This is a genomic window from Pseudodesulfovibrio thermohalotolerans, from assembly GCF_021353295.2.
Lineage (GTDB): Bacteria > Desulfobacterota > Desulfovibrionia > Desulfovibrionales > Desulfovibrionaceae > Pseudodesulfovibrio > Pseudodesulfovibrio thermohalotolerans.
The window spans coordinates 340825-364113 of sequence record NZ_CP120635.1 but is presented as its reverse complement, the minus strand read 5'-3'; the positions used below and the strand labels follow the sequence as shown (position 1 = coordinate 364113).

Genomic DNA, 23289 nt, shown 5'->3' with positions numbered 1-23289 from the left:
CGCCTCTTATATTGGGCGTCTGCGGGAGTAAAGGCCAAGGTCTTGCCTTCGGGCGGTTTTTCCCCGATAGTCCGACAATGCGCGATTCCACTCCCCTGGCCGTCCTGGCCGACATCCACGGCAACGCCGCCGCGCTCGCGGCCGTCCTGAACCACGCCGGGCAACGCGGGCTGACGCGATTTGTCAACCTTGGCGACACTTTCTACGGGCCGCTTGACCCCGCCGGGACCTGGGCGATCCTGCGTCGGCTCGACATGCCCGCCGTACTCGGCAACCAGGACCGCATCCTGCTCGACAACGCGCCCCAGCCCGCAGCGGCCGGTGTGCGCGACCAGATCGGCCCGGACGGGCTGGCATGGCTCGCCGCCCTGCCCAAGACACTGCGCCTCGAACCGGACATCCTGCTTTGCCACGGCACTCCGAGAAACGACGCGGCCTACCTGCTCGAAGACGTGTCCTCCGGCCTGCCCGCCCCGCGCGACCCGGACAGCATCCTGGCCGACCTCCTGCCCGAGGCAGACGGATGCACTCTGGTCCTGGCCGGACACAGCCATCACCCAGGACGGGCCATGGCCGAAGGGATCACCGTGGTCAATCCGGGCAGCGTCGGACTTCCCGCCTACCGCGACGACGACCCGCCCCACGCCATGGTGGCCGGATCGCCCAAAGCCCGCTACGCCGTGGTCCGGCGTACGGGGCACGGCTGGGAAGCCGAATTTTCAACCGTTGATTATGATTGGCAATCCGCCGCTGAAACGGCCCGCGACAACGGCCGCGAGGACTGGGCCGAATGGCTTTCAACCGGGCTGGCGTGACCTCGTGACGACGCTTCCGGGGCCATCGCCCTTTTCCTCTGGACTTTTTTTAGATTTTTCTGGAAAATGCCTATTTGATGAACCTGCCGGACATGCGCCTGCGGGAAGGCGATGCCGGGCGGGCCAGACCCAAGCCACGGTCCGATACGCATGAAGCAAATTCACGCAGCGAACATACGCCTGCTGACCGCATTGACGCTCTGCGCCTTTGCGACTCTCCTTCTGTGCGCTCGTCCCGCCACGGCGGCATCGGCCAAATCCTACTTCGTCGCCGGACATTCCGAATTCCATGCCCTCGTCAAGAACTCGCGCAAAGCCAAGTACCGCTCCTACTGGCAAAAGGTGGAGAAGATATTCTCCAATTGCCTCAAGGCTTCGCCCAACGGCTCCTATGCGCCCAAGGCCCTGTACTATCTCGGCAGGACCAGGGAAGAGCTGGGCAAACACAGCGGACTGAAATCCGACTTCCGCAAATCCGTGGACTACTACGACCGCGTCCTGGCCCGCTATCCCAGCCACAACTGGGCCGATGACTGCCTTTTCCGGCGGGCCGAAATCCACGCCAAACGGCTCAACATGAAAACCCAGGCCCGGCTTGATCTGGCGACCATCATCGTCGACTACCCAAAGGGCGACATGAGGTCGAAAGCCAAGGCCGCCCTCAGGGATTTGGGCAAATACGACTGGGCCATAGCCCAGGTTTCGGGCAAATCCGCCTCGAAAAAGCATACCTCCACGGCCAAGGCCGCCCCTGCCAGACGGCACAGTCCTGCCGCCGCCAAGTCCTCTTCCGGCACGGCGCACCTGGACGTGGTCCGCTACACTTCCAGCGATGAATACACCCGCGTCGTCCTGGAGCTGGACGCCCAGGTCAAGTACCGCTACCAGGTACTCGGCCCCAACCCGGCGGTGAACCGCCCCCACCGGCTGTACATCGACCTTGAGGACTCCCGCCTGGGACGCGACGTGACCGCCGACACCACCGTGTCCGACGGCATCCTGCGCTCCATCCGCACGGGCCAGTATTCCAAGGACACCACCCGCGTGGTTCTCGATTTCCTGAATATGCAGGAGTACAAGGTCTTCCCCCTGCAGAACCCCTACCGCATCGTCATCGACGTGTACGCCCCCGATGGGCGGACGCCCGCCGTCGCCACGGCCAAGGCCGCCACGGGACACAAGACCACGGCGAATTCGCAATACCGCCCGCCCAAGGGCAGCAAAAAGATGGCGGGCAGCCTCCTCGAACAGCTCGGGCTGACGGTCCGGACCATCATGATCGACCCGGGACACGGCGGGAAAGACCCTGGCGCCACCGCCAACGGGCTGCGCGAAAAGGACATCAACCTGAAGTTCGCCAAGCTGCTCGGCGGCAAGCTCCAGGCCAAGGGCTTCAACGTCGTCTATACCAGGACAAAGGACGTCTTCATTCCGCTGGAGAAACGCACAGCCATGGCCAACGCCCAGAAGGCCGACCTGTTCCTGTCCATCCATTGCAACGCCAACCGCAGCCGCAAGGTCAACGGACTTGAAACCTACAGCCTGAACCTGGCCAAATCCGACGCGGCCGTGCGCATCGCGGCCCGCGAAAACGCCGTTGACCCGCGCGCCATTTCGGATTTGCAGTTCATCCTCACCGACCTGATGGTCAATTCCAAGATCAAGGAATCGCGAGATCTGGCCCAAGACGTGCAGACCAAAACCATCAAGCGCGTGCGCAAGGCATATTCCCTCAACAACAAGGGCACACGCGAAGCGCCGTTCTACGTGCTCATGGGCGCGAAGATGCCCTCGATCCTCGTGGAGATCGGCTACATCACCAACAAGACCGAGGCCAACCGTCTGCGCTCGAACAAATACCTCGGGCACCTCGCCAACGGCATCGTCGACGGCATCCTCGCCTACAAGAGCCAGATCGAACGCTACGCCATGAACTAGGCGTTCCCCGACGCGTTCCCGCGTTCGAAGAATACTTGGCGACTCGACGTTCCCGGCTGCAACGCGCTTTCCAATCCGCAACACAAAATCCGCGCCTCACCCGGCGCGGCATCAGTGCATGACTCGTTGTTGGAAATTCCTGCGAACGGGAAATACCGCAGACGGGGCATCGCCGCTTTTCGATAACGGACCAATTGAGCCACGCAACGCAAGCGGGACGCCGCCTTACGTGAAAGGCATGGAGTTATCGGCCAACGCCGACAGGCGCGGCGGAAGCAAAAAGGAGGCGGTCAGGCTATCGCCCGGCCTCGTTGGCCTGGAGCCAGGCATTGGCGCGACGGCCGGCCTCGTCCATCTCGGCCTGGGTCATGAATCCGACGATCTGGTGAAGCCGTTTCTCGGCTCGCGGATGGCCCTTTGTCCGCGCGATGGCGAACCACTTGCAGGCCTCCACCAAATCCGACGGCTGGTCCACGTTCCGAATCATCAGCTCGCCCAAGGCCACCTGAGCCTCGGTGAACCCCTGGTCCGCCGAAAGTTCGAGCAGGGCGCGCCCGGCCGGAACGTCCTGAGACACCAGGCTGCCGGTCAGGTACAGGACGGCCAGGTTGTACCGGCTTCGGGCGTCGCCGTTCTCGGCGGCCCGCCGGGTCCAGCGCAAAAATTCAACGGAGTCGCGCTCCACGCCCAGGCCTTCCCCGTAGGCATAGGCCATATACGCCTGAGCCTGGGGCTGGTTCATGTCGGCGGCTTCCCGGAGCAGGGCCAGCCCACGGGCCTCGTCGCGCTCCACGCCCACGCCGGACAGGTAGAACCGGCCGAGGATGTTCATGGCGTCGGGGTCGCCCTGGTCCACCGCGGCCAGCAGCCAGCGCGCGGACATGACCGGGTCGTGCCCGCCGAAAGTCCCTTCGAAATACATCCGCGCCAGGGCCACCTGGGCCGAAGTGTCGCCCGACCGCGCGGCGGCCTTGATGTCGCGGCCCACCTCGGGCAGGGCCGAGCAATAGATGCCACCCAGGAGCAGGAAAAGGATCAACAGAAAGGAAAGCGACCGTAATATCATGCGCCGACACCTCATTTACAGGATACGATACCGCCTATAACGATCTAATACGCCTCGGCGCGCAATGTCAAAGCAACAACGCAGGAGATGCCGGGAAGTATCCGGACGAAGGGGTTACCACTGCACGGGCAGCTTGACCTTTTGCCCGGCCTTGTTGGTGAAGAACACGTGGCCGCGCTCGCGGCCGAAAAGATATACGTCCCGGGTAACGGCCACGTCCTGGCGACAATATTCGGTAATCAGATCGAGCCTGCCCTCCTTCCACCACTTGAGCGCCTGGAGGCCGTCGGCGGACTTGCCCGCGCCCAGGGTGGCCGAAGCGATGTTGTCCAGCTTGACCCGGTAGCCGAGGCGGTTTTTGACCTCGATCAGCAAATCGAGGCTGGGCAGCGAGCGGAACCGGAAGGGATGCAGGCCGCCGAGCACGGCATAGTCGAACTTGACGTGGTTGAAGCCTATGACCAGATCGAACCGTTGCAGGTGGGCCACCAGACCGTCCATGTCGTCCTGCTCGTAGTCGAACATGGCCTCCTCGCCGGAATCCCATACGCAGGCGATGGAAACGCCCATGCGGTCGGCGCGGTTCCAGCCGCCCACATCGTCGGCGGAGTAACGGGTCTCGATGTCGATGACGCCGAATCGTTTCGGCGCGGGCCGCTTCGTGTCGATGCCGGGGAGCGTGTTCACGTCGATGTCCTTCGGGGTGATGGATTTGGGGTCGCCCGAGCGGATGGCCTCCAGCACGAACAGGGCGGCCCGTTTGTCGATGGGCCGGTTGCCCGAGCCGCACTTGGGCGAATGCACACAGGAGGGGCAGCCCAGCTCGCACGGGCAGTCCCTGATGGTCTTGAGGGTGGTTTCGATGAGCTCGTCGGCCCGTTCGAACGCCTGTCGGGTCAACCCCGCGCCGCCGGGCATCCCGTCGTAGATGAACACTGCCGGGCCGTCCACCTGGGGGTGCATGGGCGTGGAGATGCCGCCCAGATCGTTGCGGTCGGTCATGACCAACAGCGGCAGCATCCCGATGGCCGCGTGCTCGAAGGCGTGGATGCCGCCCATGAAATGCAGAAATTCCTCTTCGCACCGCCGCCGGATGTCATGGCCGATTTCGAACCAGATGGCCTCGGTCTCGAAGACCTGGGGCGGCAGGTCCAGGGGCACGATGCCGAGCAGCTTGCCGCCGCGCACGGACCGTTTCTCGTACCCGGTAATCATCTCGGTGACCTTGACCCGGCCGAAATAGACGCGCGTGCCGAAGCTCGCCTTCTGGCCCAGGACCTCCAGAATCTCGGTCTCCTTGGACCCGCGCGGCTTGGTATAGTAGCCCACGCGCCGGGCCACGGCGTGCACCGCGCAGGTTCCGAGATCCAGATCCTCGACCACGAAAGTCCGCCCACGATGCAGGTAGACCGCACCCGGATGGGTCTCCCTGAACGCGCGGTGCTGGTCGATGGTCCCGATGACCGGGGCCTTCTCCCGGTGAAGGGAGTTGTCCTCGATATGCAGTTGGCTGCCCGCACCGCGCAGGTCCACATCCCGATGCGGCCGCTTGCGAGGGGTGACGATCTCCATGGGATGGCCGGGCAAATCCGGCTCGACCTCGAAAAGTTCTCCGGCGTCCACCATCTGCTCCACCCTGCGGGCCACGGGCTCCTCGGCCAGGAACTCCTCGCCCCGGCGCAAGGTCAGCTCGGCAGCGGCGCAGACCAGGTGGCGGTCCATGATGACCGGATTGAACGGGTTGAGCATGGCCGACTCGGGCGGGCGGGCGAAGAAGTCCTCCGGGTTGCGCATGAAATACTGGTCCAGGGCGTCCTCCTGGGCAATGAGCGCCACGGCGGAGTCCTGTTGGCTACGGCCCACGCGCCCGCCCCGTTGCAGAGTGGCCATGATGGAGCCGGGGTAACCGACCATGATGCAGACATCCAGCCCGCCTATGTCGATACCCAGCTCCAGTGCCGAGGTGGAAATCACGGCCAGCAGGTCGCCGTCGGCCATGCGCGACTCGATCTCGCGCCGTTCCTCGGGCAGGAACCCGGCCCGGTAGGCGGAAATGCGGTCCCTGAACTCCCCGCTGTGCTCCGAGGCCCATATGGAAATCAGCTCGGTCATCTTGCGCGACTGGCAGTAGACGATGGTTCTGAGGCCGCGCGCCAGAGCCGCCCGCAGGAGCTGGATGGCCGCCTTGGACGGGCTGGCGTCCGGGTTGATGAAGACCATGTGCCGCCCGCCCCGCGCGGCCCCGGATTCGAGTATGGGATGCACGTCGAGGCCGGTGAGCATCCGGCACAGCTCTGCCGGATTGCCGATGGTCGCCGAGCAGAACACGAACGTCGGGCTGGCTCCGTAATAGCGGCACAACCGCATGAGCCTGCGGAAAACCATGGCCATGTGGCCGCCCATGACCCCTCGGTAAGTGTGCACCTCGTCCACCACGATATGCGTCAGCCCGGACAGGAACTCGGCCCAGCCCGCGTGATGCGGAAGCATGGACAGGTGGACCATCTCCGGGTTGGAGAGGATGACGTTGGGCGGGGAGTTCCTGATCTTCTTGCGGAAATGGGGCGTGGTATCGCCGTCGTAGATGGCCGCCGTGGGCCTGCGCTCCTCGGGCAACAGCGCGGCCAGCTCGTTGAATCCCTTGAGCTGATCCTGGGCCAACGCCTTGAGCGGGAAAAGATACAGCGCCTTGGACTCGGGGTCGGCCAGGCATTGCTCCATCACCGGAAGATTGTACGTCAGGGTCTTGCCGCTGGCCGTGGGCGTGGCGACAACCACGTGACGGCCCGCCCGGACATAGTCCACGGCCTCGGCCTGGTGATCGTAGAGCCTGTCGAGGCCAAGCAGCGAGAGCGCGTTTCGCAGGGCGGCTGGCCACGGACGGCGCGGCTCGCCGAACCGGGCGTCCGCCCCCTCGACGATCCGATGATGGGCTATCTGGTGGGCCATGCGCTCGGAATCAAGCATGGCCGAGACGTATTCGAAGACTGGGCTTTCCACACCCGAATCCTACTTCGGGTGCGAGGGGGAGGCAAGCCGCGAAATATAATTGCCCCGGCAACGGCACGGCCGCATACTCGGGTCGCATAAACCCGTTCAGCTTCCCGGAGCAACCATGTCGCCCGAACAATGCCCGCCCGGCACCCTGGCCTGCCTCGTCGAAATAGCCCGCGCCGCAGAGGCACGGACGAAATCCACAGCTTTTCACTCTGAAAAAGTCGCCCGCGTGGCCCACGGCGTGGCCAAGGCGCTGGGCAAACCCAAGAAAACCATGGAACGGCTACTGCTCATGGGCAGACTGCACAACATCGGTCTGGTGGCCACCAGGGACTCGGTCCTGCTCAAGACCGCGAAACTCACGCCCCGGGAATTCGAGCACATCCGGGAACACACCCGCCTCGGCGCGACCCTGCTCGCCGCCATCCCGCAATTGGCCGACGTTGCCGAGGTCTGCCGCTCCCACCACGAGCGTTGGGACGGCTCGGGCTATCCCGACGGCCTGGCGGGTGAAGCCATCCCCGTCCCGGCGCGGCTCATCGCCGTGGCCGACATGTACTGCGCCATGATTTCCGAACGGCCCCACCGCGATTCCCTGCCGCGTCCGGTGGCCGCGGAGATCATCGAGGAGGAGCGAAACCGGCTCCTGTGCCCTGAATGCGTGGACGGATTCCTGACCTGGTATGACAAGACCGACGGACGTATCGACCTTTTCTAGCAATCCGGACCCGACGACGGCTTCCGCCCCCCCCCAAAGCATAAAAAAAGAACCGACACGGTATTTCGTGTCGGCTCCTTCACTTTCGGGAATCCGGGAGCGAATATCTGAAACGCGCCCTACTTCATCTCGACGAAGCGGGAGAAGTCCTGAGCGAGAACGGTCTTGAGATCGTCCAGCTCGCCTTCAGGCATGGAGGCGTAGGCAAAGGCGAAGACCGGATACTGCATGTAATCAATTTTCCGCAATTCCAGCATATTGGAAAACAACGACCGAAATCCGTCGTAGTCGATGGACCGGATGGCGGTGCGGTCCATGCCGGACGGCAGATCGCCGATGACCATGACGGTGACATGGCCCTGGTCCGCCGTGAGGATGGCGTCCCAGTCCGGGCGCAGCCCCTTGAAATAGGCTTCATAGGGATTGAAGCCCCAGGCCATGGCGGTCATGTCAGCCACGCACCAGCCCGCGAAACGCAGGGGATTGGCTTCGATGGGCAGGATATCGCCGGTGGCGGTAAGGCGCACTTCCACATGGGTGGCGAAGTTGCGGAAGCCGCATTCCCGGCCCACGTCGCGAAGGTAGTCGGTGAAGGGCAGCAGCCATGTCTCGATGATCCGGGCCGAGGTGTAGTAGAGGCGGTCGGAAATGTCGTCGGCGTACAGAAAGGCGTGGTGCATGATGTTGGTAATCACGGGATTGCCTTCGGCATCAAAGTAGACGTCGATGGCGTACTCCTCGCCGTCGATGGACGCTTCCGCGATGAACTCGCCTCCGCTGACCACCGCCTCGGGGTACTCGGCGTTCAGGGCCGCACGCTCGCCCTCGATGGCCTTGACGGCCGCGGGCCAGTCCTCGGGCGAATCGACCACGTGCACGCCCAGGCTAAAGAACCCGCGCGTGGGTTTGACGACAAAGGGGCAGGGCATGGAGGAAGCGTCGAAATCGGCCAGCCCGTCGAAGGGAATACGGTGGAATACGTAGTCCGGATGCAGCGCGGCCACGGTCTCGCGAAAAAGCGCCTTGTCCTTGCAGATGTCGATCTGCCGGGCCAGGTCCTCATTGCACCGGCAGCGCAGGACGTGCCCCAGCCCGTTCTCCGAGTTGGTGCAGACCTTGCCGCCCAGGGCCATGCGGGCGGAAAATTCGATCTCGTCGACGTAGGCCAGAGGCGCGTCCTTGGCCAGGCTCCGGGCCTGGGGCGTATCCAGCACGGGCAGATCGAGTTCGCGAAGGGAGTCGAGAAGATAATCGGAAACGTAGGGGTAGTCGATGACGAACATCTATTTCGCTTTGCCTGTCAGGCCGTATTTTTTCAATTTGTACTGAAGGTTGGACTTGGAAAGGCCGAGCATCTCGGCGGCCTTCACCTGAACGAAATCGGTCCGAACCAGGGCGCGCTTGACCAGGGCTCCCTCGATCTTGTCCATGGTATCGGCCAGGTTGAGCTTGGTGGGCAGCAGGTCCACGGCGGACTTGAACTGGGCCTCCTCGTCCTTGATCTCGGGCGGCAGGTCGTCGGCATCGATGACATCGGTGCGGGCCAGGACCGTGCACCGCTCGACCACGTTCTCAAGCTGGCGCACGTTGCCGGGCCACTCGTAGGCGGTCAGGTAGTCCATGGCCGCCGAGGTGAACCCTGAAATATCCATCTGATTTTCCTTGCTGTATTTCTCAAGGAAATGCGCGGCCAGGAGCGGGATGTCCTCACGCCGCTCGCGCAGGGGCGGCATGAAGAGGGAGACCACGTTCAGGCGGTAGAATAGGTCCTCGCGGAACTCGCCCTTGGCCACCGACTCCTGAAGATTCTTGTTGGTGGCGGCCACGATGCGGATGTCCACGTCCAGGGTCTCGGTGCCGCCCACGCGCTCGATCTGGTGTTCCTGCAGGACGCGCAGGAGCTTGACCTGAAGCTCCGGGGTCAGCTCCCCAATCTCGTCGAGGAAGAGCGTGCCCTTGTTGGCCTGCTCGAAACGGCCCTTGCGCATGGCCGTGGCCCCGGTGAAGGACCCTTTCTCGTGGCCGAAAAGCTCGGATTCGAGCACCCCGGGATTGAGAGCCATGCAGTTGACCGTGACGAACGGGGCCTCGCGCCGGGGCGAAGAGGTGTGGATCGCCCGTGCGACAAGCTCCTTGCCCGTGCCGGACTCGCCGAGGATGAGCACCGTGGATTTGGAAGGCGCGGCCCGGTCGACCATGTCCAGCACCTGCTGCATTCCCTTGCCGCGCGCGATGATGTTATCCTTGGAATACCTGTCGCGGATCTCCTTTTTCAGGCGGATGTTCTCCTGCTGGGTGGAGGCATACTGTACGGCCTTGGAGATGGACAGGAGCAGCTCCTCGTTGGCGAACGGCTTGGTGATGTAGTCGAAGGCCCCTATGCGCATGGCCTCGACCGCGGCCTCGATGGAGCCGAAGGCGGTCATTATCAGCACCGGAATGTGCGGGTAGTTCTTCTTGCAGTGTTCGAGCACATCCCGCCCGGACATGCCGGGCATCTTCATGTCGGTCAAAATCACGTCGACTTCGGAGTCCTCAAGGTAGGCCAACCCCATCTCCGGGTCGGACAGGGTGGTCACGCCGTACCCCTCGTCCTCCAGGATGGACTCCAGGATGAGCAGATAGTTCTTTTCGTCGTCGAGTATGAGTATATTTGCTGCCATTCGGTCTCCGGGATGATGTCATTACATAATCAAGCATTGGGAAGATAGACCAAGACGGGCCGAAAACCAAGGGGCATCGCCGTGTCGCCGGAATTTCACCCTTTGCCGCTGGATTGTCGTTTGCGGCCATGGTAGCTTCCCGCCATGCCGGAAAAGGAAAAAACCGAACTGCGCGAACGGCTCATCAAACGCCGTGCCGCCCTGACCGCCGACGAGGTCGCCCGTGCGAGCGAAGGAGCCGTCGCGCTCATCCGCACGCTCTTCGAATGGAAAAACGCCACCGAGGCCCTGCTCTACTGGCCGGTCCGGGGCGAGATCGACCTGCGGCCCCTGGCCGCCGAGCTGTGGCAGCGCGGCTGCCGCGTGTTGTTTCCCCGCTGCCGCCCGGATTCCCCCGGCGAAATGGACCTGGCCTGCGCCGCCTGCGAAGACGAGCTGGTTCCGGGTGCCTTCTCCATCCTGGAGCCCGACGCTCTGCGGTGCCCGGCTGTGGACACCTGCCGTCCGAACATTGCGCTCATTCCGGGCGTGAGCTTCGACCGGCAAGGCAACAGACTCGGCTTCGGCGGCGGATACTACGACCGGCTGCTGGCCACGGAGGCCATGCGGGACACCCTGGTGGTCGGCGTTGCGCACGAATTCCAGCTCATCGATAGCATTCCGACCGAGCCATGGGACAAGCCGGTGGACGTGGTCTGCACCGAGGGCAAGCTATGGCGGCCGTAGCCTTTTTCCCCTTCCAATTCGTGGATATTCCGCAGGTGGCCTGCGCCTTCACCTCCCGCCGTGGCGGCGTGTCCGAGCCGCCCCACGACTCGGCCAACATCTCCTTCGACGTGAACGACGATCCCGAGGCCGTGACCGAAAACCGGCGGGCGGTATACGAACGCATGGGACTGACCGGCTGGTGCGAACTCAACCAGGTGCACGGTGACGTCATCCATTTCGACCCCGCTCCCCGCGCCCCGGAAGAACGCCCGGTCCTGGACGGCGACGGCATGGCCACGACCGAGCCCGGCCACGGCCTGGTCATCAAGACCGCCGACTGCCAACCCATTCTCCTGGCCCACCGCTCCGGCAGGTTCGTTGCCGGACTGCACGCGGGCTGGCGGGGCAACAAGCTCGATTTTCCCGGTTCGGGCGTGCGCCGGTTCTGCGACCGCTACGACCTCAAGCCAAAGGACGTCTTTGCCGTGCGCGGTCCGTCCCTTGGACCGGACGCAGCCGAATTCATCAATTTCGACACGGACTTCGGCGACAAGTTCAGCCCCTGGTTCAACCCGAAAACAAAAACCATGGACCTCTGGCGGCTCACCCGCGACCAACTCATGGACGCAGGCGTTCCCGAAAAGCAGATATTCGGCCTCGACCTCTGCACCATGACCATGGACGACACCTTCTTTTCCTACCGCAAGGCGTGCGCGGCTCCGATCAGGGAGACAGGCAGGCAGTGCGGAATCATCTGGATCAAAAAATAGCCGACGGGCAGACCTTCCAACGGCGGACCGCATTCGAAGGATAAGTCCAAACCTTCGCGCAACAGGCTTCCCCGCCGAAAAAAACCTGCCGAGCGGCAACTGCGGTCGGCGGTCCGACAGGTCCGATGCAGGCAAGACTTTTCCCGGGAAATCCGCTACACCCTCCCCATGAGCCTGCTCCTCAAACTGATAATCATCCTCGGCCTGATCTTCCTGATCCTCAGCCAGTTCACCAGGTCCAAGCAGCAACGGGCGGCCCGGCGCGACCGGCTGACCAACATCCTGCTCATCATCGTCATCGTCATGCTCGGACTGTCCATCCTGTCCAACTTCCTGAACCGCTAGCCGCCATGGCACGCCCGATTTTCCCCAACATCCCGTGGTCCGCCCTGCCGGACCGGGCAGACGGCCCGCGCGTCCTCGGCATCAACCCGTGGATCACCGATTTCGCGGCCTTCAACGTCTGGTCGCGCCCCGCCGGCCTGCTCGCCTGCCTGGACATGCTCCGCAACGCCGGGGCCTCGGTCGCCCTGTTGGACTGTCTCGACCCGACCTGGGAACCCGCTCCCGAACTCGGCCTCAAATGGCCGAAATCCGGCAAGTACGGCACCGGACACTATCACAAGGAAGAGATCGCGCCGCCCGCGCCGCTGGCCTTCATGGACCGCCGCTATTCCCGCTACGGCCTGCCCCGCGAACGGATCGTCGAAGCGTTGGCCGCGCTTGATCCCGCTCCCGACGCCGTCATGGTCACGACCGTCATGACCTACTGGTATCCCGGCGCGCTGGACATCCTCGACATCTGCGCCGAGCTGTGGCCCGACACCCCCCGCTTCCTCGGCGGCACCTACGCCACCCTGTGTGGGGAGCACGCCGCCCGGCACGCCGACGCACACCTCCAGCAAGGTCCGCTGGAAGACCCCGCAAATTGGGCAAAGTTCTGCGAACTGATTAATTTTGATATTAACCAACCATCCGGCAATGCAGGGCTTTCATTGTCTCTGGACTTGTATGCCGACCCTGCTTTTTCGATCATTCTCGGCTCGCGCGGCTGTCCCTTCGCCTGCGAGTATTGCGCCAGCCGCGCCCTGTATCCCCGTTTTCGCCAGGGCACGCCCGAAGCGGTCATGGAGACCGTGCGCTCCGAGCATGGCCGGGGCGTGCGCGACTTCGCCTTTTACGACGACGCCCTGCTCGTCAATCCCGACCGCTGGCTCTGGCCGGTTCTCGACGAGATAGCCGGTGCGGGCCTGGATATCCGACTGCACACGCCCAACGCCATGCACGTGCGCCATCTCACGCCGGAGGTCTGCGGGCGGCTCAAGGCGGCCGGGCTGACCACGGTCCGCCTGGGCCTGGAAACCACGGACTTCGACCATCGCCACGACGTCAAGCTGACGCGAGAACAATGGGAGGCGGGCGCGCGCAACCTTCTGGACGCGGGCTTCGATCTCGACGACATCGGGGTCTACATTCTCTTTGGCCTCCCCGGCCAGGATCTCGGCAACGTGGAACAGGCCGTGCGCCACGTCCGTTCCTTCGGTTTCCGTCCGCATCTGGCGCACTACACCCCCATCCCCGGCTCGCCCATGTTTCAGGCGGCCTGCGAGGCCAGTCCGTATCCGCTGGCCGACGAGCCGCTCTTTCAGAACAATTCCATCTGGCCCTGCGTGCCGGGCGGCTTCAACTGGGAAGACGCCCGACGTTGGAAAATGTTGATGCACGGAGAATAGCTTTTTGATTTTGCGCCAACCGGCGCAGGATTGTTTCGGCTGTTCTTTTTGGTACGCGGGGTGGGGCGTTCTCCCCTTTTTTTGAGGAAGTAGCTCGGTTGGGGGTGCCGCGCTTCGCGTTCGACGGTGTTGGTTATCCTTACTTTTTGTTTCGCCTTTACGGCGACTTCCTTTTTTGCTGGCGCAGAAAAAAGGAAGCAAAAACTGCGCTTTTTTGGCCCTGCGTGCTCCCGAAAGCAGTGGCCAAGAGCCTGTAGCGGCTTTCGGATGGTCTCCCGCGCAAGCGAGGTTCTGTCTTCCAAGGCGGGATGGCTCATTTAGGTTCTTCGTTCTCGAAGGAGCTTCCATAAACGAAACAAAAAACCTCGCAAAGGCAAGTATGATGTAGCGCGGGAGATAGTGCCGCGCTTCGCGTTCGACGGCGCACGTCATCCTTACGTTTTATTTCGCCTTTACGGCGACTTCCTTTTTTGCTGGCGCAGAAAAAAGGAAGCAAAAACTGCGCTTTTTGGCCCTGCGCACTCCCGAAAGCAGTGGCCAAGAGCCTGTAGCGGCTTTCGCTGCCCGACAGGATGTCTGCCTCCGGCAGACGCAGTCGGCCCACGCTTCGCCGCTTCAGACAGGCTCTAGGCCCCGGCTTTCGAATGTCTTCCGCGCAAGCGAGGTCCTGTCTTCCAACGCGGAAAGCCCTATTTCAGGCTCTTCGGTCTCCAACGAACGCCCAAAGGCGACCGCACACCTTCAAAAGTACTACGAACGCTAGCCCTGGATCAGCGGCCTAGAAGCCGACCGCGAAGGGACGGCGGCTCCTGTTACGAGCCAGAAAGTGCTATCGGGAGTGGGGAGCTGTACACCAGAGAAGGCCCTATACTTTTGATCGGGTGGAGCCGACCCGAGCGGATCGGATTCTTGCCGAAGATCCTGCGGGCGGCCAAGCTGGCGCAAGGCCCTTTTTTGGTTCTTTTTTGGGCAAGCAAAAAAGATCCGCCGCCCGCGAAGGGCACGGAAGCTGAGGAGGCAAAGCCTCCACACTGGCTCTCGCGCCAAGGGCGCGCACAACTTACCGAGTTGGCACACCGTCCCGCAAAAAGCCCCCCAAAAAAAGGGAAGGGGCCATCGCCCCCAAAGGCAATCCCCCCTTTGACTAGCCACACGGAGTGTGAAAATATCCCCCCATGTTCAATGTGACGGCAATCATCGCCGAAGAGCACATCCGCAAAGCCCAAAACGAGGGCAAATTCGACGACCTGGACGGCATGGGGCGCCCCCTCAAGCCGGACGAGGCCGCGAACCTGCCGCCCGAGCTGCGCATGGCCTATCGAATCCTCAAGAGTTCCGGGCACCTGCCCGCCGAGATTCTCGAAGAGAAGGAGATCACCTGCGCCATCGACCTGCTGGAACACATGGAGGACGAGCAGGAACGATACCGGCAGGTGCAAAAGCTGAACATCATGATAATGCAAATGAACGAACGTCGCCGCCGTCCGGTGACTCTGGACGCGTCCAGCGACTACTACCGCCGCATCGTCGAAAAGGTGCGCATCGCCGAGGAACGGTTCGGCAAGCCTGAAAAGAAACACAACTAAAGGTACTATATGCACAAATTCGGCATGATCGCCCTGATCGGTCCGCCCAACGCGGGTAAGTCCACCCTGATGAACTCCTACCTGGGACAGAAGGTGGCCATTGTCTCGCCCAAGCCGCAGACAACGCGCAACCGCATCAGCGGCATCCTGACCACGGATGAGGCACAGCTCATCTTCCTGGACACGCCGGGCATCCACCGGCTGCGCGGCAAGATGAACCGGTTCCTGCTCGAATCGGCCTGGAACGCCCTGGCCTCGTCCGACGCCGTGGTGGTCCTCCTCGACGCGGCCCTGTACTGCACCAAGCCGCAACTCCTCGACAAGGAAATCGCTCCGCTGGTCAAGCCGGTAAGCGAGGCGGGACGGCCTGTGCTGGTGGCGGTGAACAAGATCGACCGTATCAAGGAAAAGGACCAGTTGCTGCCGTTCATGGCCCGGCTTTCCGAGCTGTGGCCCGAAGCCGAGTTCGTGCCGGTCTCCGCGCTGCGAGGCAAGGGAACGGACGAACTGCTGGAGCGCATCCTGGCGCACACCCCCGAGGGGCCGCAGATGTTCCCGGAGGATCAAATCTCCACCGTGCCCCTGCGGTTCATGGCCTCGGAGATCATCCGGGAAAAGCTGTTCTATTCACTCAGGCAGGAACTACCCTACTCCACGGCCGTGGAGATCGAGCTGTGGGACGAGGATTCGCGTGAGGACATGGTCCTCATCAACGCGGTCATCTACACCTCGCGCAAGGGCCACAAGGGTATGATTATCGGCAAGCAGGGCGCGAATCTCAAAGATATCGGCACCAAGGCCCGCCAGGAAATCGCCGAGCTTATCGGCTCCAAGGTCCACCTGGAGATGTGGGTCAAGGTCCGCGAAGGATGGACCGAGGACCCGGGCTTTCTCCGCTCCATGGGCCTCGGCGAGTAACCCGGAGCGACCGTTTCAAAACGACGAAGGGGTGCCGTCCGTCATGGACAGCACCCCTTCGCCGTTTTGGAAGGAACGGACTACTCGTGGCTCTCGAACCCCTGGCCTTCCTTGTAGGCCTCCCACTCCTCGTGGGACACCGAGCCGTTCTTGTCGCTGTCGGCCTGGTCGAAAACCGAGGTGTCGCCATCGGAAAAGGCCACCAGGAATTCGCCTTTGGACATGCGGCCGTCCACATCCACGTCCAGGGACTGGAAGCAGACGTTGTAGTTGGTCTTCGCCGCCACGGGCTGGCAAAACAGCAGAGCGAAGGCCAGAGCCAAAAACAATTTCTTCATCAGGTCACTCCATGTAGTTCGGCTTTTCAGCCTTCAATGAAGCCGGTGACCACGGAGATGAACTTGTCCAGGGCCTCCTTGGCATCCTGGCCGCTCTCCACGGACTCGGCATAGCACTTGAGCAGATAGCGCTTGAGAATCAGCTTGTTGGCCGATTGCAGGGCGGAACGCACGGCCCTAACCTGGACCAGGATATCCTGGCACTCCTTGCCGGACTCGATCATGCCCTGAATGCCGCGCACCTGCCCTTCGATGCGTTTCATGCGCGACAGCACGTTTTTCTTGATGGCCAACTCTTCGGCCGTCATGTGTTCGCCCATCTCGTTCTCCTTTTTCTCAACCCATGTTCCCATTGCCCCAGCATGAACTTTACCGTACTGTCGTAGGGTATTATCCACAGCATCTCCGGAGGATTGCCGCCATGTCTCTACCCATGTCTAAGCTGTTTCTGCTCAATCTGATGGAGCTTGGCGTCACCGTGTTTCGGGGGCCGGATGAACAGGTGTGGGCCGAACTGGCCACCCATGCATTGCCCGAACTCCTCGGTCGTGTCCAGAAAATTCCCGAATTCCCTGCCGAGCCGGTCGAAGCCCTGGCCGAGACACTGGCTTCCCGCGCCCGCTCCGGCGACTTCCCGCAGCTTGAGACGGAATACGTCCGCCTGTTCATCGCCGGGCCGGGCGGCATTCCAGCCCCGCTATATGAGTCCTGCCATCAGGACACCGAATCCCGCACCATGGGCCAAAGCGCCCTGGCGATGCGCGACCGCCTGGCCCGGGCCGGACTCGAAATCTCCCTCGACTCCAACGAGCCGCCCGACCATCTCACCCTGGAGCTGGAATATCTCTTCCACCTCTGCGCCGAAGAATGGTCCGGCGAAACCGCCTCGGAAGAACAGGCGGCACGGTTCGTCGGCGAGGTCATGCTCCCGTGGGTGCGCCGCTTCCGCAAGGCCCTTGCCGACGCCAATCCCGATCCGGCCTTTCTCGCCTCGGCCGACATCGTCGTGGCCCTGCTCGAAGCCGTGGCCCGGACCTAATCCCTCGGCGGCCGCTTCACCGCCGACCGGAGCACATCCATGAACTGCTCGTCCGGCTCGAAATAGCCCCGCTTTATCAACTCGATGCGCCAGGTTCCGTCGCCTCTGGACCGGACCAGGTAGGCCAATGGCAGCTCGGCCTGGCCCAGGCACTCGAATATCTGGCCGCTCTTGTCCGAGAACAGAGGATAGGCCACGTCGTAATGCCTGCGGAACCGGACCACGGACAGATTGGAGTCGTAGACCCCCAGCCCGATGATCTTGAGCTGTCCAGCCAGCTCCGGGTCCGCCTCCACCCTCTTGAAGAACCGCGTCAGCATCTTGGTTTCCGCCACGCAGTCATTGCACATGGTGTTGTAAAGCTGGATGAGGACGAAGCTCGCCTTGAGTTCCGAAAGTTGCAGGAACCTGGCTCCTTCGGGCAGGCCGAGATATTCCCGGTCATCGTCGCCGTTAAGGACGGCCACCCGGCAGGTGGGGAAGTCCTCGCCCACGGCCAGGACGTGCACCTTTTCGGGCTTGCCCACCACCATGTCGGGATGCCTGTCCCGCCAGCCGTGAAATCCCGCCGGATACCTGTATATCCGGGAGTAGCCGAGACGCGCTGCCCAGCGCGCCGCAATGGAGCTGCGCAGTCACCTGAACGACCGGCAGTAGATGACCAGCATCCGATCCTTGTCCTGCCCCATGAGGGCGGCCAGGGCCTGCCGCTTCTCAGGTGAGAGTTCAAGGTCGTCGCCCAGGTCGAATTCCAGATTTACCGCGCCGGGAATGTGCCCGGCCTCGAACTCGTAGTCCGCCCGGGCGTCGAGCAGCACCATGTCGCCGCCCGCATCGATCAGCTTCCTGAGTCCGTCGTCGTCGATGAGGGTGTAGCCGTCCCGATCCGCCTCGGTCACGGCCGACGCCCACCAGACCTCGTTCTCGTCGGCCAGTGCGGGCGGGGCCGAAACGCACAAGGCGAGGAGCAGCCATGCGAAACAGTTCCTTATTCCGTGCATATGCGCTCCCCGCCTTTCGTTTGAAGGCGCGCCGGGAATTCTCCCGGCCGTCGAGGGCTCATCCCCTACTTGTTGGGATGGACCTCATAACTGTTGCCGTCACCGAACTCGCTGGTGGCCTCAAGATAGAAGACCTTCTCCACGTCGGGACGGATATCCTTGAACAGATAGTATGCCTCGCCCGCACGCGCGCCCGTGGCGCAGGAAAAGACGATGGGCTTGTCCGTGGGAATCTCCATGGCCTTTTTCTCGACCATGTCCACCGTCATATTGATGGCGTTCGGGAAGTGACCAGCGGCATACTCCTCGGGATCACGCACATCGATGAGCAGGATGGAATCCGGGTTTTCCTTGAGGGTCGTGAGGAACCATTCGGTGTCCACGGCCCCTTCGGCCTCGCCCGCGACCACAGCGGTGTCCGCGCCGCCGTAGAGTTCCTTCCAGCCGGGATAACCGGCTTCGGCCACAAGCACGTGCTTGTAGCCCAGGTAGCGCGCCATGACGGCGGACTTGTGGGACAGGGCGCAGGCGTACCCGCCGCAGTAGAAGATCAGCGTGGAGTTTTCCTTGTCCGTGGGCAGCAGGCCGCGCTTGTCCGCGAAGTTCCTTTCGGGAATGCCGATGGCGGACGGGATGGCCCCTTCCAGGAACTTCTTGTAGGGACGGGAATCCACGAGCATGTAATTTTCACCCGCGCTGATGCGTTCGTTCAGATTCTCCAGGCCGATGGAATAATACGGCGCGTGCTTCTTCCAATCCGGGAATCCGGCCGCATAGACCTTGACGTTGGTGTAGCCCATGGCCTCGGCCGCAAAGGCGGACTTGTGGGACAGCGGGCAACTGAAGCCGCCGCAATAGAAGATCAGGAGCGTGCTCTTGTCCTCGGGCAGCTTGTCGGTCATCTTTTCAAACTGGCTGGCCGGAATGGACACGGCCGTGGGGATGTAGCCCTCGACGTACTTGGGCTTGTACGGCCTGGAGTCGATTATCATGACCCCCTTGGGCTTGGGCATTTTGGCATACTCGGCCACGAACTTGTAATCCACAATGGAGTGGAACTCCTTGAACTTGGCCTTTTCCTGGGCCATGGCGGGCATGGCGGCCACCGCGACAAACGCCAGCAGGACGGCGGCGGCAATCAATTTCCTGTACATGAGACACTCCCTTCCTAAAGGATTGTTTTCCTCCCCGCCCGATGCAGGACGGGTCCTCTATCTCTTTACTCCGAGCCCTTGCCGGACTCGGTCCTGACCTTTTCCCACCACAGCCGGTGATGGTGCTTGGCGTAATCGCCGGGGACCACGCCGGTGAACATGGACTTGAACCCGGGCCGCTCGTCGGGCGAGATCGCCGCCATGTAGACGTGGACCAACAACCCGGCAAAGACCAGCCCCACCGCGATGAAGTGCAGGGTCACGGCCCAGCCGATCATGCCCGTGGACTCGGCCCCGAAGGTCCGGTCGGACAGATACATGATTATCCCGGTCGCGGCGATGACAACGCCGCCCACCACGGACGCCTGGGCGAACGCCTTCTGGCCCATGTTGTAGTACCCCTGGTCCGGCAGGTCGGGGTTCGCGCCGACCATCTTCAAGGCCTTGGGCCCCAGGGTCATGAGAATCATTTTCTTGAACATCCAGGCCATGTCGCGGGCCGGGCTGACCGCGAATATCTCGGCCAGGAAGAACTTCGCTCCCCGGAAGTTGACCAGCAGATAGAGAACGAAGCCCGCCACCCAGACGAGGCCGATGCCCTCATGGATGGTCAGCAGGTTCGCCCCGCCGCCCACCACGGAACGCAGCCAGGCGGGATAGCCGGACCCGAAGGGATCGATGGCCGGATTCTGGATGAGCCCCACTCCGGTGAGCAGGAGCAGCAACCAGCAGGCCGCGTTGAACCAATGAATGAAGATATCGGAGCGGTCGTGCCGCTTGTAGGTCTTATCAGGCATCGGTGTCCTCCTTGTGATCGGAACCGGAACCCGCGAAGAGCTGGCGACCGAGCATGGCCAGGACGCCGAGGCCGGACAGGGCCACGATGCCCTTGATGAACGGGGCCGACTCCTTCATGGCCACCATGGAGGCGGGCACCACGGCCTCGCGGCCCCACGCGCCCGGTCCGGGATCGCCGATGTAATACATGTTGGGCTTGGTGTCGGTCTTGGCCGCCACCCTGGCCAGCCTCTCCTTGTTCTTGCGGAACAGGATGCCCGCCGCGCTCTGCGGATCATTGATGTCGCCGAACACCCGCGCCTTGGTCGGGCAGGTATCCACGCACGCGGGCGGCAGCCCGGCGGCGCGCCGCTCGGGGCAATAATTGCATTTGTCCGCCTTGCGGGTGACCGCGTTGCGGTACCGGGCGTCGTAGGGACAGGCCGGGATGCAGTTGCCGCAGCCGATGCACAGGGCCTCGTCGATGACGACGATGCCGGTCTCCTCGTCCCTGTAGGTCGCGCCCGTGGGACAGGCGGCCACGCAGGTCGGGTTCTCGCAGTGCATACAGGCCCCGGGCTGGAATTTGGCAGTGCCGTTCGACGGCCCCGGGCGGACCGGAACGTCGGTGGGCTTGATCCAGTTGCGGAACTGGCCCTCGGGCACCTCGTTGGCCACCTTGCAGGCGGCCACGCACCCCTTGCAGTCGATGCACTTGGCCGCATCGATAACCATGGCGAATTGCTGTGCCATTACGCCACCTTCCTTGTTACGGTGACAAACGTGGTGTGCATGGACGCGTTGCCGGTGATGGCGTCGTAGTCGTCGTCCAGCAGCTCGTTGATGGAAGCGCCGTTGCCGTGGGACAGGCTCTGCATGGTGGACAGGGTGTTGTAGCCCGAGAGCATGAACACGGTGTCCGGGCGAATCTTGTCCGTGACCTCGGCCTTCAGTTCCTGCCTGCCCACCGGGCTCGCGACCTCGACAAGATCGCCGTCCGCGATGCCCAGGTTGGCCGCCGACTCGGTATTGAGCCACAGGGTATTGCCGGGCACGAACTCGTGCAGAAGCGCGTTGTTGGCCGTGGAGGTCTGGGTAATCATGGCGTTGCGGCCGATGACCATGCGGAACTGGTTCTTGGGCGGCCCGGCCGGAGGGGTGTAGTTGGGCAGCGGGTCAAGCCCCATCTGCTCGTAACGCTGGTTGTACAGCTCGACCTTCTTGGACAGCGTCTTGTAGATGCGCCCGTCATAGATGCCGTACACCTTGGACGGGTTGTAATACACGCCGTCGCGATCCATGACGCCCAGCGCTTCGGGGATTTCGCGGGTCTGCATCTCGCGGTATTCCTCGATGGTGAAGTCGAAGAACTCGCCCAGGTCCATACGGCCCGCGATGCCCTTCATGATGTCGAACAGGGGGCGGGACTCGTACAGCGGCTCGATGACCGGGTCGCGCTTGACCACGCAGGCGCAGGCCACGGAACCCTGAAGGCCGGAACACGGGTCCGTGCGCTCCAGATAGGACTGGGAGGGCAGGACCAGGTCGGCCATCCAGGCGGTGTCGGACATGGCGATGTCCACCACGGTGACGAAGTGCATCTTGTTCATCATCTCGATGGTCTTCTTGCGGTTGGGAGCCGTGCCCATGGGGTTGGTCTTGTAAACGAACCATCCCCGGATCGGATACGGATCGTCGGCCAGGACCGAGTCGCGGGTGACGAGGAAGGAACCTTCGTGCTCGAACATCATGGGCACCTTGCCCGCGTCGATGCGGTCCTCCTGGTTCTCGTCGTACCACGGGGCGTCATAGGGCACGCCCTTCAGACCCACCTGGCGCGCGGCCAAAAGCCCGCCGGGCTTGTCCCAATTGCCGAGCAGGCCGTTGACGATGGCGAAGCTGCGGCGAATCTGGGTGGAATCCTCATAGTCCGAGGTACGGCGGCCGGGATAGACCATGGAAGCCGGAGCGGCCGCGGCCAGCTCGCGGGCCATGCGGGCGATGTCCTCGGCGGGAATGCCGCACTGCTCGGCGGCGAAGCCGGGGGTATACGGCTGAACGTGTGCCGTGAGCTGCTCGATGCCGAAGGTCTTCTCCTCGACCCACTTCGGATCATAGAGATTCTCGTTGATGATGACGTGGGCCAAGGCAAGCATGAAGGCCATGTCGGTTCCGGGCCTGACCGGATACCACTCGTGGGACAGGGCCGCGGTCTTGGTGTAGCGCGGATCGAGCGTGACCAGCTTGCAGCCGTTCTCGTGAATGGCGGTCATCAGGTCGATGGAGTCCGGAGTGACCAGCGCCTCGAAACGGTTGGCCCCGACCATCATTATGTATTTGGAATTGAGCACGTCCGCGAACGGGACCTCGCCGAAGGTGTCGAGAAAGGCGCGGCTGCCAGAGACCAGGCACAGGGATTCGTGCGAGGTCACGTTGAACGAGCCGTAAACCTCGGCGAACCGGCTCACGAACTGGGTGTGCAGGTCGGTCCCGGCCGTGAAGAGATGCCCGCATGGGGTATATTTTTCACGGACTTCGGACATCTTCTGGGCGGCCATGTCCAGAGCCTCGTCCCAGGGGATGCGCTGCCACTTGCCTTCGCCCCGCGCTCCTTTCCTGAGCAGGGGGTGCTTGAGACGATCCGGGTCGTAGACCTGGGCTATGCCCGCGTTGCCGCGCGCACAGAGCATTCCTCTGGACTTGAGAAATTTTGGATTGGGGTCGAGTTTTTTGACCACCCCGTCTTCAACGCGGGCAATGAGGCCGCACTTGTTGAAGCATATGTCACAAACCGAAAACCTGGAATCCCAGGCGGGCTTGGCCGGCGATGCCGCGCGGGCCTTCTTCAGCCCGCCGAGCAGGGCCGGGCCGCCCACAGCCCCTGCCGCGACCAGGCCGGAAGCCCTGAAAAAATCGCGACGGGACATCGTCTGCTTTGCATTGGACACTGAGTACCTCCAAAGGTCCGCTCTGTTGTCGGACAGAAATCCGCCCGGGCCAGGAAGCGAGGACGGAAGGGAAACGGTTGAATAGGGCCGCGCCGAAACCTTCCGGCGCGGCCCTCGCCG

General features: G+C 62.9%; 21 protein-coding genes. 10 read left to right on the top strand and 11 right to left on the bottom strand.

Annotated features, from left to right (window positions below; all coding sequences use genetic code 11):
- The first annotated feature begins 77 nt into the window (after window positions 1-77).
- Both LF599_RS01715 and LF599_RS01710 read left to right on the top strand, forming a co-directional pair.
- Window positions 78-815 (top strand): metallophosphoesterase family protein, encoded by a 738-nt coding sequence (locus LF599_RS01715; protein WP_279522065.1) that lies wholly within the window; start codon window positions 78-80, stop codon window positions 813-815.
- 150 nt (window positions 816-965) lie between these two features.
- Window positions 966-2753 (top strand): N-acetylmuramoyl-L-alanine amidase, encoded by a 1788-nt coding sequence (locus LF599_RS01710; RefSeq protein WP_279522064.1) that lies wholly within the window; start codon window positions 966-968, stop codon window positions 2751-2753.
- Window positions 2754-3048: 295 nt separating this feature from the next.
- Here the strand turns inward: LF599_RS01710 and LF599_RS01705 are convergent, their stop codons facing one another.
- Together LF599_RS01705 and LF599_RS01700 are read right to left on the bottom strand one after the other, a co-directional pair.
- Window positions 3049-3819, bottom strand: coding sequence for a tetratricopeptide repeat protein (locus tag LF599_RS01705; RefSeq protein WP_279522063.1), 771 nt, complete (start codon window positions 3817-3819; stop codon window positions 3049-3051).
- Between the two features lie 114 nt (window positions 3820-3933).
- Entirely contained in the window at window positions 3934-6786 is a 2853-nt protein-coding gene (locus LF599_RS01700) for a DEAD/DEAH box helicase (protein WP_450091455.1), read from the bottom strand.
- Between the two features lie 148 nt (window positions 6787-6934).
- On the opposite strand from LF599_RS01700, the gene LF599_RS01695 reads away from it, so the two are divergent.
- Window positions 6935-7534, top strand: coding sequence for an HD-GYP domain-containing protein (locus LF599_RS01695; RefSeq protein ID WP_279522060.1), 600 nt, complete (start codon window positions 6935-6937; stop codon window positions 7532-7534).
- Window positions 7535-7653: 119 nt separating this feature from the next.
- On the opposite strand, the gene LF599_RS01690 is transcribed toward LF599_RS01695, so the two are convergent.
- Complete coding sequence (locus tag LF599_RS01690; protein WP_279522059.1) at window positions 7654-8817, bottom strand: ATP-grasp domain-containing protein; 1164 nt, start codon at window positions 8815-8817, stop codon at window positions 7654-7656.
- Complete coding sequence (locus tag LF599_RS01685) at window positions 8818-10197, bottom strand: sigma-54-dependent transcriptional regulator (protein ID WP_279522058.1); 1380 nt, start codon at window positions 10195-10197, stop codon at window positions 8818-8820.
- A 144-nt stretch (window positions 10198-10341) separates the two neighbouring features.
- On the opposite strand from LF599_RS01685, the gene LF599_RS01680 reads away from it, so the two are divergent.
- The 6 genes from LF599_RS01680 (at window position 10342) to era (ending at window position 15912) form a co-directional block, all read left to right on the top strand.
- Window positions 10342-10923, top strand: a complete 582-nt coding sequence (locus tag LF599_RS01680; protein WP_279522057.1) for a 5-formyltetrahydrofolate cyclo-ligase — start codon at window positions 10342-10344, stop codon at window positions 10921-10923.
- On the top strand, window positions 10911-11675 hold the full coding sequence (locus LF599_RS01675; protein WP_279522056.1) for a polyphenol oxidase family protein: 765 nt from the start codon (window positions 10911-10913) through the stop codon (window positions 11673-11675). Before LF599_RS01680 ends, LF599_RS01675 begins: the two co-directional genes overlap by 13 nt.
- Before the next feature lie 168 nt (window positions 11676-11843).
- Window positions 11844-12020, top strand: coding sequence for a hypothetical protein (locus LF599_RS01670; RefSeq protein WP_279522055.1), 177 nt, complete (start codon window positions 11844-11846; stop codon window positions 12018-12020).
- 5 nt (window positions 12021-12025) lie between these two features.
- The gene (locus tag LF599_RS01665) at window positions 12026-13408 is read left to right on the top strand and encodes a B12-binding domain-containing radical SAM protein (RefSeq protein WP_279522054.1); all 1383 of its coding nucleotides are present in this window, start codon (window positions 12026-12028) and stop codon (window positions 13406-13408) included.
- Between the two features lie 1175 nt (window positions 13409-14583).
- The gene (locus tag LF599_RS01660; RefSeq protein ID WP_279522053.1) at window positions 14584-14994 is read left to right on the top strand and encodes a DnaJ family domain-containing protein; all 411 of its coding nucleotides are present in this window, start codon (window positions 14584-14586) and stop codon (window positions 14992-14994) included.
- 9 nt (window positions 14995-15003) lie between these two features.
- Window positions 15004-15912, top strand: a complete 909-nt coding sequence (gene era, locus LF599_RS01655) for a GTPase Era (RefSeq protein ID WP_279522052.1) — start codon at window positions 15004-15006, stop codon at window positions 15910-15912.
- A gap of 80 nt (window positions 15913-15992) precedes the next feature.
- Here the strand turns inward: era and LF599_RS01650 are convergent, their stop codons facing one another.
- Both LF599_RS01650 and LF599_RS01645 read right to left on the bottom strand, forming a co-directional pair.
- Entirely contained in the window at window positions 15993-16250 is a 258-nt protein-coding gene (locus LF599_RS01650; RefSeq protein WP_279522051.1) for an EF-hand domain-containing protein, read from the bottom strand.
- A gap of 26 nt (window positions 16251-16276) precedes the next feature.
- Complete coding sequence (locus LF599_RS01645; protein WP_269940924.1) at window positions 16277-16570, bottom strand: metal-sensitive transcriptional regulator; 294 nt, start codon at window positions 16568-16570, stop codon at window positions 16277-16279.
- A gap of 101 nt (window positions 16571-16671) precedes the next feature.
- Between LF599_RS01645 and LF599_RS01640 the strand changes: the two genes are divergently transcribed.
- On the top strand, window positions 16672-17289 hold the full coding sequence (locus tag LF599_RS01640) for a TorD/DmsD family molecular chaperone (RefSeq protein ID WP_279522050.1): 618 nt from the start codon (window positions 16672-16674) through the stop codon (window positions 17287-17289).
- Here the strand turns inward: LF599_RS01640 and LF599_RS01635 are convergent.
- The 5 genes from LF599_RS01635 to LF599_RS01615 all read right to left on the bottom strand — a co-directional run bounded on the left by LF599_RS01635 (window position 17286) and on the right by LF599_RS01615 (window position 23169).
- A complete protein-coding gene (locus tag LF599_RS01635) occupies window positions 17286-18290 on the bottom strand; it encodes a rhodanese-like domain-containing protein (protein ID WP_279522049.1) in 1005 nt (334 codons plus the stop codon). The genes LF599_RS01640 and LF599_RS01635 overlap by 4 nt on opposite strands.
- Before the next feature lie 65 nt (window positions 18291-18355).
- Window positions 18356-19444 (bottom strand): rhodanese-like domain-containing protein, encoded by a 1089-nt coding sequence (locus LF599_RS01630; RefSeq protein WP_279522048.1) that lies wholly within the window; start codon window positions 19442-19444, stop codon window positions 18356-18358.
- Between the two features lie 65 nt (window positions 19445-19509).
- Complete coding sequence (locus LF599_RS01625; RefSeq protein WP_279522047.1) at window positions 19510-20241, bottom strand: formate dehydrogenase subunit gamma; 732 nt, start codon at window positions 20239-20241, stop codon at window positions 19510-19512.
- Window positions 20234-20974, bottom strand: coding sequence for a 4Fe-4S dicluster domain-containing protein (locus LF599_RS01620; RefSeq protein WP_279522046.1), 741 nt, complete (start codon window positions 20972-20974; stop codon window positions 20234-20236). Before LF599_RS01620 ends, LF599_RS01625 begins: the two co-directional genes overlap by 8 nt.
- Complete coding sequence (locus LF599_RS01615; protein ID WP_279522045.1) at window positions 20974-23169, bottom strand: molybdopterin-containing oxidoreductase family protein; 2196 nt, start codon at window positions 23167-23169, stop codon at window positions 20974-20976. The genes LF599_RS01620 and LF599_RS01615 overlap by 1 nt, the downstream gene beginning before the upstream one ends.
- Window positions 23170-23289: the final 120 nt, after the last annotated feature.